12 protein-coding genes are annotated in these 12,213 nt (G+C 70.5%); 7 read left to right on the forward strand and 5 right to left on the reverse strand.

Translation table 11 applies throughout. The features are described 5' to 3' along the window. Positions 1-50: 50 nt before the first annotated feature. On the reverse strand, positions 51-1,076 hold the full coding sequence (locus ACFQVC_RS38165; protein WP_381839766.1) for an alpha/beta hydrolase: 1,026 nt from the start codon (positions 1,074-1,076) through the stop codon (positions 51-53). Between the two features lie 199 nt (positions 1,077-1,275). Between ACFQVC_RS38165 and ACFQVC_RS38170 the strand changes: the two genes are divergently transcribed. The 4 genes from ACFQVC_RS38170 (at position 1,276) to ACFQVC_RS38185 (ending at position 5,932) form a co-directional block, all read left to right on the forward strand. After that, on the forward strand, positions 1,276-3,057 hold the full coding sequence (locus ACFQVC_RS38170) for a serine/threonine-protein kinase (RefSeq protein ID WP_381839768.1): 1,782 nt from the start codon (positions 1,276-1,278) through the stop codon (positions 3,055-3,057). A gap of 102 nt (positions 3,058-3,159) precedes the next feature. After that, complete coding sequence (locus ACFQVC_RS38175; protein ID WP_381839771.1) at positions 3,160-4,080, forward strand: DUF8017 domain-containing protein; 921 nt, start codon at positions 3,160-3,162, stop codon at positions 4,078-4,080. A 155-nt stretch (positions 4,081-4,235) separates the two neighbouring features. Beyond that, positions 4,236-5,435 (forward strand): cyclic dehypoxanthinyl futalosine synthase, encoded by a 1,200-nt coding sequence (gene mqnC, locus ACFQVC_RS38180; protein ID WP_381839774.1) that lies wholly within the window; start codon positions 4,236-4,238, stop codon positions 5,433-5,435. Between the two features lie 44 nt (positions 5,436-5,479). Continuing rightward, on the forward strand, positions 5,480-5,932 hold the full coding sequence (locus ACFQVC_RS38185; RefSeq protein WP_381839777.1) for a hypothetical protein: 453 nt from the start codon (positions 5,480-5,482) through the stop codon (positions 5,930-5,932). Positions 5,933-5,991: 59 nt separating this feature from the next. On the opposite strand, the gene ACFQVC_RS38190 is transcribed toward ACFQVC_RS38185, so the two are convergent. Next, positions 5,992-6,192 (reverse strand): hypothetical protein, encoded by a 201-nt coding sequence (locus ACFQVC_RS38190; RefSeq protein ID WP_381839779.1) that lies wholly within the window; start codon positions 6,190-6,192, stop codon positions 5,992-5,994. Positions 6,193-6,270: 78 nt separating this feature from the next. Here ACFQVC_RS38190 and ACFQVC_RS38195 point away from each other — a divergent pair, with 78 nt between their 5' ends. Together ACFQVC_RS38195 and ACFQVC_RS38200 are read left to right on the forward strand one after the other, a co-directional pair. Beyond that, a complete protein-coding gene (locus tag ACFQVC_RS38195) occupies positions 6,271-6,963 on the forward strand; it encodes a demethylmenaquinone methyltransferase (protein ID WP_381839782.1) in 693 nt (230 codons plus the stop codon). Positions 6,964-6,989: 26 nt separating this feature from the next. Continuing rightward, positions 6,990-7,934: a glutaminase gene (locus ACFQVC_RS38200; RefSeq protein ID WP_381839785.1), complete on the forward strand. Its 945-nt coding sequence runs from the start codon at positions 6,990-6,992 to the stop codon at positions 7,932-7,934. Positions 7,935-8,020: 86 nt separating this feature from the next. On the opposite strand, the gene ACFQVC_RS38205 is transcribed toward ACFQVC_RS38200, so the two are convergent. After that, positions 8,021-8,371: a PASTA domain-containing protein gene (locus tag ACFQVC_RS38205; RefSeq protein WP_381839788.1), complete on the reverse strand. Its 351-nt coding sequence runs from the start codon at positions 8,369-8,371 to the stop codon at positions 8,021-8,023. 154 nt (positions 8,372-8,525) lie between these two features. Continuing rightward, positions 8,526-9,050 carry a GNAT family N-acetyltransferase gene (locus tag ACFQVC_RS38210; protein WP_381839791.1) on the reverse strand — a complete coding sequence of 175 codons (525 nt, stop codon included), beginning with the start codon at positions 9,048-9,050 and terminating at the stop codon, positions 8,526-8,528. 130 nt (positions 9,051-9,180) lie between these two features. Between ACFQVC_RS38210 and ACFQVC_RS38215 the strand changes: the two genes are divergently transcribed. Further along, complete coding sequence (locus ACFQVC_RS38215) at positions 9,181-10,473, forward strand: geranylgeranyl reductase family protein (RefSeq protein WP_381839794.1); 1,293 nt, start codon at positions 9,181-9,183, stop codon at positions 10,471-10,473. A 91-nt stretch (positions 10,474-10,564) separates the two neighbouring features. On the opposite strand, the gene ACFQVC_RS38220 is transcribed toward ACFQVC_RS38215, so the two are convergent. Next, a complete protein-coding gene (locus ACFQVC_RS38220) occupies positions 10,565-11,368 on the reverse strand; it encodes a C40 family peptidase (protein WP_381839797.1) in 804 nt (267 codons plus the stop codon). Positions 11,369-12,213: the final 845 nt, after the last annotated feature.

Raw genomic sequence — 12,213 nt, forward strand, 5'->3', positions numbered from 1 at the left:
TCAGGGTTCTCCCGGGGCCACAGGTCTGACGGCGGTCCCTGCGGGACCGCTCAGGAGCTCGGCGTGGGGGACAGCATCCGCTTGCTCAGCCACTCCAGGGGGCCGTCCCCGAGCGACTTGGCGTACTGCTTGCCCTCGTGCTTGCCGCCCTCGATCACATGCAGGTTCGTGTGGATCGGGCCCTTGCCGTACTTCTTGAGGAAGTCCTTGGTGTTGGCCTGGCCGGCCTCCAGGGTGCCCAGCATGATCGAGATGTTCACGTCCGGGCCGCCCTTCTTGATCAGGGCGGCGGCGAGCTTCTCCGGGTTGTTGGCCTGCTTCTCCTTCTCGTGGCCCTTCCACAGCGGGGAGTCCGGGCGGGTGTCGGGGCCGCCGGCGACCACGGAACTGAACTTGTCCGGGTGCTGGAGCACCATCTTCATGCCGATGTAGCCGCCGGACGAGGAGCCGAAGAAGCCCCAGCCCTTGGGGTCGTCGAAGGTGCGGAAGTTCTCCCTGACCAGGTCCGGCACGTCCTCGGCCATCCAGGTGCCCATCTTCGGCTGGCCCGGGATGTCACTGCCGTCGTAGTACTTGTCCTTGGCCGCGTTCTGTACCGGCATCACGACGATGAACGGCTGGCTCTTGCCCTCCTGGGAGAACTTCGCGATGTTCTCCTGCAGCTTCAGGTCGCCGCCGAACCAGTAGTTGGTCGGGTAGCCGTAGCTGCCGGGCAGGGCGATGAGAACGGGGAAGGCGCTCTTCTCGTACTTCTTGTCGAAGTACTGCTTCGGCGCCCACACCCACACCTTGCCCTCGAAGCCGGACTTCTTGCCCTTGAGCGTGGTGAGGCCGACGGTGGTGCCGTCGGCCAGGGTGCGCTGGGTCTCCCACTCGCGCGGGTTGGTCGGCATCCGGACGTCGCCCGAGGCCTTCGGGTTGGAGCCCTGCTGGGTCTGCCCCTGCTGGTCCTGCTGCCCCTGCTGGTCCTTGGAGCCGAAGCTGACCGGGTCGCCCTGGCTCGAGCAGCCCGTGACCACCAGGGCCGAGCTGAGGGCGAGGGTCGCGATCAGGGTGGAGGTGGAGGGGCGTTTCATGGGGGCTCCGAAGGTGCGGTCGAGGGTGGGTTCAGGCCGGTAAGAGGCTCGTAGTACACATTCCGGACATGTAGAGGGGTTTCGGATGGGGCGGGTTCCCGGGGCGGTGCCGTATCCCGAGTGATCCCGGCCACGGGGGGCCGTAGGCTGCTGTGTGTGCCTGTCCCGGGCGCGGGTTCCAGTGGGGGAGGGGAAGGGTATGCAGCCGCTCGAGGCCGGTGAGCCCACCGCCGTCGGGCCGTACCGGCTGCTCGGCCGGCTAGGTGCGGGCGGAATGGGCCGGGTCTATCTGGGCCGCAGTTCCGGCGGCCGGACGGTGGCGATCAAGGTCGTCCATCCGCACTTCGCGCTCGACGAGGAGTTCAGGGCCCGTTTCCGGCGCGAGGTCGAGGCCGCGCGGCGGGTCGGCGGCGCCTGGACGGCACCCGTGCTCGACGCGGACCCCGAGGCCTCCGTGCCCTGGGTCGCCACCGGCTATGTCGCGGGCCCCGCCCTGTCCCAGGCCGTCGGCGAACGGGGCGTGCTGAGCTCCCTGCCCGAGCACGCGGTACGCGTCCTGGGTGCGGGGCTCGGGGAGTCGCTCGCGGCGGTGCACGCGCTCGGCCTGGTCCACCGTGACGTGAAGCCCTCCAACGTGCTGCTCACCCTGGACGGCCCACGCCTCATCGACTTCGGAATCGCCCGCGCCACCGACGGCACCGCCTCGCTCACCTCGACCGGTGTCTCCATCGGCTCGCCCGGCTATATGTCGCCCGAGCAGATCCTCGGCAAGGGTGTGACCGGCGCGGCCGATGTCTTCTCGCTCGGCGCGGTGCTCGCGTACGCGGCGACCGGCGGCGCCCCCTTCGCGGGCGACTCGTCGGCGGCGCTGCTCTACAAGGTCGTCCACGAGGAGCCCGAACTCGCTCTGCCCGAAGGCGAGTTGCGCGACCTGGTGGCCGCCTGCCTGGCGAAGGACGCGGCCGCGCGGCCGACCCCCGGCGAACTGGCCCGGCGTCTGGCCCCCGAGGGGGCCGCCGCGCTCGCGGCGTCGGGGTGGCTGCCCGCACCGCTGGTGGAACAGGTCAGCCGGAGCGCGGTGCGGCTGCTCGACCTGGACGTCGCTGAGTCCGAACCGGCCTCGGGGCCCGTGGAGTTCAGCCGCCCGTCGATGACGGCCGGCGGGGCGGCGCCTTCGGTGGGGGAGCAGGGCGGTTCCTGGGGGGTGGATTCCGGGCCTGCGTCCGGGGCCGGGTCAGGGTCCGGCTCCGTCTCCGGTGGGTCCGGGGCTGTCTCCGGTGCCGCGCCCGTCGCGGGGTTCGGGCCGCCGGATCCCGCGTACGCCGCTGGGCAGCCGACCGCCACATCGGCCGCCGCGCCGCACTCTCCCCGCGACCGCCGGCCCGGGGACGCCGTGCCACCGCAGCGCGGCCGCTTCGCCGTCTCCGTGGACGCGGGCACCGCCTCGAACACCAACGGCCGCGGGCGCCGCATGAGTTGCACCATCGCCCTCGCGGTCGCCGGGGCGCTCGCCGCGGTCAGCGTCGGCTCGGTCTTCGTCTTCAACCTGCTGCCGCGGGACTCCGACGGCGGCGCGGCGGGGAAGAAGCCGCCGGCCTCCGGTGATCAGGACCCCGGGGCCGGATCCGGCATCCCCCGCCGTTTCCTCGGTACGTGGGAGGGCAAGGCGAAGGCCATGGACGGGGTGCTGCCCGCCGGCACGGTGAAGGTCGTCGTCCGGCAGGCCGCGCCCGGCGAGGAGTTCGGCACCGCGAGCATGACCGACGAGCTGGGCCTGAGCACCTGCACCGACGTCCTCGTACTGAAGAAGGCCACCGACGACGAGATCGTCGCCACCGGCCGCGCCAAGGTGAAGAACGACTCCCGCTGCACCAAGAACGACCACGAGGTCAGGCTCACCCCGGTCGGCGACGACCTGAGCTACGTGTCGGAGAACCCGGACGGCGGGAACCCGAAGGCCAGGCTGTCCCGCACGGACTGACAACGGGCCCGCACGGACTGACAACGGGCCCGGCTGTCTGACGGCGGGCCCGGCGGTTAGTGTGCCGGGGACACGGTGCCGGTGACGGGGGAGCAGAGCGCCATGAATGAGGACAACGCGCAGGGTCCGTACGGCCCTTCGGGACCACAGGGGCCGCAAGGGCCACAGGGGCCACAGGGGTCGTACGGCCCTCCGGGCGGCGGCCGGGACAGGAACAGGACCACCCTGGTCGCTGTCGTCGCGGCCGCAGCCGTGGTCGTCGCCGCGGGCGTGACCGGCTATCTGGTGCTCGGCGGGGACAAGGGCGACCAGGGCGACCAGGCGGGGCCCGGCCCGGCCGCGTCCTCCACCGGCGCCTCCACGCCCTCCACCCCCTCCTCGTCCGGGAGCGCACGGAGCGGCGGCGGCGAACTGAAGCCCGTCGTCCCCGGCTGGCAGGTGGTCGCCAACGCCAAGCGCGGTATCGCCTTCGACGTACCGCCGGGGTGGAAGCTCGAGTCGCGGGACTGGGTCAGCTACGTCACGGACGAGCGGGACGAGGCCGAGACGCCGCTGGTCGCGATCATGGGCCCGGCCGAATACAAGGAGGCCTGGTGCGCCAAGGGCGGCAAGCCTCTCGCCCAGACCGGCAGCCGGGGTGAGAACGGGGTGCGCGATGCCGAAGAGGCGGCCACCGAGAACGCCCGTCTCTGGGTGTACGGCGCCTACGCCCAGTACGCGCCCACGGACAACGACACGGACAAGAAGAACGTGAAGGTCGGTGCGGCGGCGCCGTACACCACCAAGTCGGGCCTGCGGGGCAGCGTCGTGACCGCCTCGTCCTCGGGGGTCGCCGACGCGGCCGGCGGCGACAAGTGCGCCACCGACGGCATGGCCACCGCCTTCGCCTTCAAGAACAAGGCCGGCGACTTCGCCTCCTGGACGTTCATCGGCGCCACCGGCGTACCCGGTGAGGTCCCCGGCGCGACGGTGCGCACGGTCCTCTCCACGGTGCGGCTGATCGGTGACGGCTCCGGGTCCTGACGAGGGCCTGACGAGGGCCTGACGAGGGCCCGACGAGGTTCCGGCCCCGCCCGGACCCCGGCCTCCTCCTCGCCCCGACCTCGTCGCCGGGTGGCCGCAAGCCCTGGCGTACGCTGGATCGGTCCGCCCGTACCTCTCTGAAAGGGATGACCCCGGTGACCGAGAAGGCCTCCCTCCAGTCCATTCTCGACCGTGCCGCCGAGGGTGGGCGGATCACCCCGGAAGAGGCGCTCGACCTCTACCGCTCGGCGCCTCTGCACGCACTGGGCCGCGCCGCCGACGCCGTACGCAAGCGCCGGTACGCGGGTACGGAGCACATCGCGACGTACATCATCGAGCGGAACATCAACTACACCAACGTCTGCGTGACGGCCTGCAAGTTCTGCGCCTTCTACGCCCCGCCCAAGGACACCAAGAAGGGCTGGACCCGAGGCCTCGACGACATCCTGCGCCGCTGCGCGGAGACCGTGGAACTCGGCGGTACGCAGGTCATGTTCCAGGGCGGCCATCACCCGGACTTCGGCGTCGAGTACTACGAAGAGCACTTCTCGGCGATCAAGAAGAACTTCCCGCAGCTGGTGATCCACTCGCTCGGCGCCTCGGAGATCGAGCACATGGCCCGGATCTCCGGAGTCTCCGCCAAGGAAGCGATCGAGCGCATCCACGCCGCCGGCCTCGACTCCTTCGCGGGCGCCGGCGCCGAGCTGCTTCCGGCCCGCCCCCGCAAGGCGATCGCGCCGCTCAAGGAGTCCGGCGAGCGCTGGCTCGAGATCATGGAGATCGCCCACAGCCTGGGCGTGGAGTCCACCTCCACGATGCTCATGGGCACCGGCGAGACCAACGCCGAGCGCATCGAGCACCTGCGCATGATCCGCGACGTACAGGACCGGACCGGCGGCTTCCGGGCCTTCATCCCGTACACGTACCAGCCCGAGAACAACCACCTCAAGGGCCGCACCCAGGCGACGATCTTCGAGTATCTGCGGATGATCGCCATCGCCCGGCTCTTCCTCGACAACGTCGCCCATATCCAGGGCTCATGGCTGACCACCGGCAAGGAGGTCGGCCAGCTCACGCTGCACTACGGCGCGGACGACCTCGGCTCGATCATGCTGGAGGAGAACGTCGTCTCGTCCGCCGGTGCCAAGCACCGCTCCAACCTGCTCGAGATCATCGACATGATCCGGAAGGCGGACCGGGTGCCGGCGCAGCGGACCACGACGTACGAGCACATCGTGGTGCACGACGACCCGGCGAACGACCCGGTCGACGAGCGCGTCGCCTCGCATATCTCCTCGACGGCGATCGCGGGCGGCACGGCCCACCCCGAGCTCAAGCTCCTCGCCTCCAACTGACCTGACTGACCTGACTGACCTGACTGACCTGAGGGACCCGGGACTTGGAGACCATCCACGCGGCCGACGAGGTCCGGCTGAGCTGGGACACCGGCGCCGAGCGGATCAAGGACGGCGCGGTACTCGTCGGGCGCGACGGGGTGGGCGGGATCGGCACCCTGGCCGAGCTGCGGGCAAAGTTCCCGCGCGCCCGGGTGCGGCGGTGGCCCGGTGTGCTCGGGCCCGCCCGGGTGCACGAGGGGCCCCTGCCGCAGGCACCGTCGGCGCGGGAGCGGATTCACGAGGTGCTGAAGACGGGCGCCGTCGTGGTGCTCGCGGAGCACGTCGGCACGGCCGAACTGCGGGCGGCGGCCGAGCGCAACGACGTGGTGGTCCTTGCCCGGACCCGGGTCCCGGCGATCGTGCCTTCCGGCCGCGCAGACCTGGCCGTCTTCGACGCGGACGGGGCGTGCGTCGCGACGGTGTGCGCGGGCCGCCTGGTGCACCGCCGCCGCTGACGCATCAGCCCGGCAGGGGGAGAGGGCACGGGAGGGGACAACGAGGAGGCGGGAACCTCTCAGTCCTCCGGCTTGTACGCGCAGACCGTGATCGTGGTCTCGGGCTTGTCGGACGAAGGGCACTCCGCCGGCGCCGACTCGGGCGCCGAGGGCGAGGGTCCAGGACCCGACGACGGCTCGATCCCGTCGTTGATCGACTCCGTGAACGCCCACCCCCCGAGCACAAGCACCACCCACACCGCGACGAGCCACCGCTTCACCCCGTGCTCCTTCCCCTTGGCAGCCGCCACATCCTAGGCCCCGCCGTCGCGCCGGGGGCACCCTGCTTGAATGGGTACGTGACCCGTGCATCCCTGGACAAGCAGCCGCAAGAAGTCGCCGAGATGTTCGACGACGTCGCCGAGAAGTACGACCTCACCAACGACGTCCTCTCCCTCGGGCAGGCCCGTCTCTGGCGCAAGGAGGTCGCCAAGGCGGTGGACGCCAGGCCCGCGCAGAAGATCCTGGATCTCGCCGCCGGCACCGCCACCTCGTCGCAGCCGTTCGCGCGGACCGGTGCGTATGTCGTGCCCTGCGACTTCTCCACCGGCATGCTCACGGTCGGCAAGAAGCGGTACCCCCACATGCCGTTCACCGCGGGCGACGCGACCCGGCTGCCGTTCGCCGACGATGTCTTCGACGCGGTCACGATCTCCTTCGGCCTGCGCAACGTCCAGGAGACGGACCAGGCCCTGCGCGAGCTGTACCGCGTGACCAAGCCCGGCGGCCGGGTCGTCATCTGCGAGTTCAGCCAGCCCACTTGGGCCCCGTTCCGCACCGTCTACACCGAGTACCTGATGCGTGCGCTGCCCCCGGTGGCCCGCACGGTCTCCTCGAACCCGGACGCGTACGTCTATCTCGCCGAGTCGATCCGCGACTGGCCCGACCAGCCCGCGCTCGCCGCCCGGCTGCAGGGCGCCGGCTGGTCGAAGGTGGCCTGGCGCAATCTGACCGGCGGGATCGTGGCCATGCACCGGGGCTTCAAGGCCTGACGGCCCGCACGCGACACGTACAGCCCATGAACCCCATCAACATCGACACCAGTCCCGGCACCGACTACCAGAGCGTCCTGGAGGAGATCGCCGACGAGATCGGCGCCCTGCCGGGCCGCGGCCGCAGCGCCGACTACATCCCGGCGCTCGCCTGCGCCGATCCGCGCAGCTTCGGTATGGCCCTCGCCGATGTCGACGGGAACGTCCACGGTGTCGGCGAGTGGCGGACCCCGTTCTCCACCCAGTCGATCACCAAGGTGTTCACGCTCGCCCTGGTCCTGGCCCGCGACGGCGCCGACCTGTGGGAGCACGTGGGCCGCGAGCCCTCGGGCAACCCCTTCAACTCCCTTGTGCAGCTGGAGTACGAGCACGGCATCCCGCGCAATCCGTTCATCAACGCGGGCGCCCTCGTCGTCACCGACCGGCTGCAGTCCCTCACCGGTGACGCCAGCGAGGACCTGCTCGCCTTTCTGCGCACCGAGAGCGGCAACCCGGACATCGGCTTCGACCTGGAGGTGGCCGCCTCCGAGTCCGCGCACGGCGACCGCAACGCGGCCCTGGCCCACTTCATGGCGTCGTACGGCAATATCCGCCACCCCGTGCCGACCCTGCTCGACCACTACTTCCGGCAGTGCTCGATCGAGATGAGCTGCGCCGATCTCGCCCTGGCCACCGGCTTCCTGGCCCGGCACGGGCTGCTCGCGGACGGCTCCCGGCTGCTCTCGCGCAGCGAGGCCAAGCAGATCAACGCGGTGATGATGACCTGCGGCACCTACGACGCCGCGGGGAACTTCGCGTACCGCGTGGGCCTGCCCGGCAAGAGCGGGGTCGGCGGCGGGATCGTCGCCGTGGTGCCGGGCCGGTGCACCCTGTGCGTATGGAGCCCGGGGCTCGACGAGCGCGGCAACTCGGTGGCGGGCGTGGCGGCGCTCGACCGGTTCACGACACTGACGGGGCTTTCGGTCTTCTGAGGCCGTAGGCCCCGCGAGCGCTTCCGAGCCGTAGGCCCCGCGAGTGCTTCCGAGCCGTAGGCCCCGTGAGCGCCCGTGGGCACCCTTCAGTGCAGCGGCAGCGCCCATTCGCCCGTGTCCCCGGGCTCGTTGACCTCGCGGCGGATGCCTCCGCTCGGCGGCTGCGGGGTGCGCGGCTCGCGTACTCCGCCCTCGCCGCCGCCCTCACCGGAGTCGAACCAGAGCGTGACCACCGTGCCGAACGGGACGTCGGCGCCGGGCGGCGGGTACTGGCGCAGCACGTAATCCGTCACCATCAGGGGGAATTCGGGCTCTTCCGGGGCCTCTACGAGCAGCCCGCAGGCGGCCGCCTGCTCACGTACGTCCATGGCCATGACGCCGACGAACTTAGGGACCCGCACATCGGGTGTTCCAGACCAGCTGCGCAAAGCAGTCACCCCCAGCCGTACCGGAAGGGTAGACGGACACGCCTCCCTTCCGGAACCCGTCGGCGGGGCCCGGGAGTTGTTCGCCAGGGCCCGCCACGGCGCCGATGCGGGCTCGCCGCGTCCCCCGTCCCACCCTTCGCGGGCGCCCTCGCCGCAGCTCTCGCTACAGCGTGAGCCGGAACTGGTACCCCTTGCGCTGCGACGGCGTCATGAGGGTGCCCGCGAGCTCCATGCCGAGGCGCCGGGTGACCGCGATGGACCGCTCGTTCTCGGCGGCCACCATCGCGTACACCTCGGAGACGCCCGCGGCCCGTACCCGCTCCAGGGTCATCCGTGCCGCCGTCGTCGCATAGCCGCGCCCCCAGGCCGTGCGTCCGAGCCGCCAGCCGATCTCGATCGCGCCGACCGGGCCCCACTGGTGCGGCCAGGGCTGTGCGCCGGTGAAGCCGAGTACCTGCCCGTCGTCGTCGAGCAGCGTCCAGAGGCAGAAGCCGCGCTCGGCGTCGTGTCTGCGCTGGCGCGCGGTCAGCTCCTCGTACACCGAAAGCTCCGAGGGCCTGCCACCGTGGAACTCCATGACCTCGGGGTCGTCGAAGACCTGGTGCCAGGCGTAGGCGTCCTCCTCGGTGGGGACGCGCAGGTGGATGGCGGGGGTGTGCGCGGCGGTGCTCGGCGCCGGTGACGTCATACGAGGCAGCCCTTCGGTCCGTGATCGGTAGGCCCCCATAGACTGCCCATGTCCAGTGCGCTTCGGCACGTGAGTTTGCTGACAGCGTGACTTACCGATTCCTGAACTCCGAGCCCCGGGGAGATCCGCCGTGACCGAGCCCCTGCCCCTCTCCGAACACAGTGCTGATGTGATCGTCGTCGGGGCCGGGCCAGCCGGTTCGACGACCGCCTATCACCTGGCGAAGGCCGGACTCGACGTCCTGCTCCTGGAGAAGACCGCCTTCCCGCGCGAGAAGGTCTGCGGCGACGGCCTGACGCCGCGCGCCACCAAGCAGCTCGTGTCGATGGGCATCGACATCTCCGAGGAGGCGGGCTGGCTGCGCAACAAGGGCCTCAGGATCATCGGCGGCGGCGTCCGCCTGCAGCTGGACTGGCCCGACCTCGCCTCGTACCCGGACTACGGACTGGTGCGCAAGCGCGACGACTTCGACGAGCAGCTGGCCCGGCAGGCGCAGAAGGCGGGCGCGCGTCTCTACGAGCGCTGCAACGTCGGCGCCCCGATCACCGACGACCGCACCGGCCGTATCACCGGCGTGCACGCCAAGCTCGGCGAGGAGAAGACCCCGGTCACCTTCCACGCCCCGCTGGTCGTCGCCGCCGACGGCAACTCCACCCGGCTCTCCCTCGCCATGGGCCTGCACCGGCGCGAGGACCGTCCCATGGGTGTCGCGGTGCGCACGTACTTCGAGTCGCCGCGCCACGACGACGACTACCTGGAGTCCTGGCTGGAGCTGTGGGACCGGCGCGGGCCCGGCGAGGACCGGCTCCTGCCCGGCTACGGCTGGATCTTCGGCATGGGCGACGGCACGTCCAATGTCGGGCTCGGCGTGCTCAACACCTCCGCCTCCTTCAAGGAGTTGGACTGGCGCGAGGTCCTCAAGGCCTGGTGCGCCTCGATGCCGGAGGACTGGGGCTACACCCCGGAGAACATGACGATGCCGATCCGCGGCGCCGCCCTGCCGATGGCCTTCAACCGCCAGCCGCACTACACCAAGGGCCTGCTGCTCGTGGGTGACGCGGGCGGCCTGGTCAACCCGTTCAACGGCGAGGGCATCGCGTACGCCATGGAGTCCGGGCAGATCGCCGCGGATGTCATCGTGCAGGCCCACGCCCGCCAGACGCCCGCCCAGCGCGAACTGGCCCTGCAGCGCTACCCGAAGGTCCTCAAGGACACCTACGGCGGCTACTACACGCTCGGCCGCGCCTTCGTGAAGCTGATCGGCAACCCGAAGGTCATGAAGATCGCCACCCAGCGCGGCCTGACGCACCCGCTGCTCATGAAGTTCACGCTGAAGATGCTCGCCAACCTGACGGACCCGACGGGCGGCGACGCGATGGACCGCATCATCAACGGCCTCTCCAAGGTGGCCCCCAAGGCCTGAGAGGGCCCCTCAGGCGCACGCGAAGGGCCGCCGCCTCCCCGAGAGGGAGGCGGCGGCCCTTCGTCGTATACGAAGCGAATCCGCCCGCGCGTCAGAGAACGCGCACAGCACCGTCGGCCGGGTAGCCGGACAGGTCCTGGATCACGACGCCCTTGCTCGGGTTCGCGGCGTCCAGGTACTGGCCGTTACCGACGTACACACCCACGTGGTACGCGGAGCCCTTGCCGCCCCAGTAAAGGATGTCGCCGAGCTGCAGGTTGGACGTGCCGACCTCGGTGCCGACCGTCGACTGGTCCTGCGAGACCCGCGGCAGATCCACGCCGGCCTGCTTGAACGCGGCCTGGACGAGGCTGGAGCAGTCCCACGAGTTGGGGCCGGACGCGCCCATCACGTAGGAGTCGCCGAGCTGGGCCTTCAGGAAGCTGATGACGGAGCCGACGCTGCCGCCGGCGGACGGCACGGACTGAGCGGTGGAGCCCGAGCCGGAGTCGGCGGAGGCGGCGAGCGTGGTGCGCTCGGCGCTGCGGGCGGCGCGCTCCTTGGCGGCCCGCTCCTCTGCCTTCTTCTTGGCCTTCGCCTTGGCGATGGCCTCTTCCTTGGCCTGCTTGGCGTCCTTGGCGGCCTTCGCGGCTGCGGCGTCCTGCTCGGCCTGCAGCTTGTACGAGTCCGCGGCCTGCTGGGTGGCGTCCGCGCTCGCGGCCACCTTGGTGGCGAGCTCGGAGGTGATGGTGGGCATCTCGATGGTCTCGGTCACCGGCTCGGCCGCGTGCGCCGAACCGGCGGAGCCGGCCACCGCGAGGGTGCTGAGGACGCCACCGGCAACTCCGGCCCGCAGCTTCGTGGTGCTGCTGCGGCGGGGCTTCCGGTGGCTGGGTATGTGAGCGGTGTGGGACATGAGTACAACCGCTATCAGGGCCTCCGGGTTCCCTTCAAGAAACGTGTGGTGCGCCACAGTTACGTGCCCGTCACGTGAATCCCGGGCGTGTCGGCCCTTATTGACGCCGTAACGGGCAAGACGGACACCGCGGATCACGGCTGTGATCATGGGTTTTCCAGGTTACGTCCGATTTGCCCCACGCCTACCATCCGTTTTGGTCGATGGCCAAGCCCGCTGTCTTCGGCGCTCGGCCGACGTGGCGCAGGTCACGGAACGGTCACCGGGGGAACGGGGCTCCGCTTGTGAACGTCACGGTGCGGGCAGGGCAGTTGAAGGCTCCTTTCGTCGGTGAATGACCGATGTGGGGGCGTGTGTCCCGACCGCTCGTGAACGGATGCACGCATTGCCGTTCCACCACCGGCACTTGGCGGTCACTTCCCCTCCGGGGGCGGTTCGGTGTCCCGTCGAGGGCGGGCCGACGTCCCTCGCCCCCTCTCGCTCGCCGGCGGCACCCGTCTTCGCGCCGCCCGCACCCCTCGCTGCGACCTACGGAAGTCGCCTCCTCTACCAGGCGTCGGAAGCAGACGCCAATTTGCTTGCAGCTGCCATCTCTTGATAGAGCCGCACGCCTTCGACCAGGCATGACGAGGACAGATGTCACCACTGGTGATCACTTCGGTGCTTCGCGTATGAAGATCACCGCTCATCCGACTTCATGATCCTTCGTCAGGTGGTGGAGATCACAAAGGCGTTGTCGTACCCCGTGTCGCAGATCACAGACCGGCAGGCATAGGATGCGGGTCAGTTGGGCTTGTGAACTGCCTCACATAAGCGCGATCTTGGTGAGGCCGGGCACTCGCCCG

Origin of the sequence: Streptomyces monticola (assembly GCF_042665355.1) — a bacterium.
Taxonomy (GTDB): Bacteria; Actinomycetota; Actinomycetes; order Streptomycetales; family Streptomycetaceae; genus Streptomyces; species Streptomyces monticola.

Coding starts and splice junctions, on each gene's coding strand:
- ACFQVC_RS38175 (WP_381839771.1), top strand. CDS start 3,160: ATGAATGAGGACAACGCGCAGGGTCCGTACGGCCCTTCGGGACCACAG.
- ACFQVC_RS38165 (WP_381839766.1), bottom strand. CDS start 1,076: ATGAAACGCCCCTCCACCTCCACCCTGATCGCGACCCTCGCCCTCAGC.
- ACFQVC_RS38170 (WP_381839768.1), top strand. CDS start 1,276: ATGCAGCCGCTCGAGGCCGGTGAGCCCACCGCCGTCGGGCCGTACCGG.
- ACFQVC_RS38200 (WP_381839785.1), top strand. CDS start 6,990: ATGAACCCCATCAACATCGACACCAGTCCCGGCACCGACTACCAGAGC.
- ACFQVC_RS38220 (WP_381839797.1), bottom strand. CDS start 11,368: ATGTCCCACACCGCTCACATACCCAGCCACCGGAAGCCCCGCCGCAGC.
- ACFQVC_RS38210 (WP_381839791.1), bottom strand. CDS start 9,050: ATGACGTCACCGGCGCCGAGCACCGCCGCGCACACCCCCGCCATCCAC.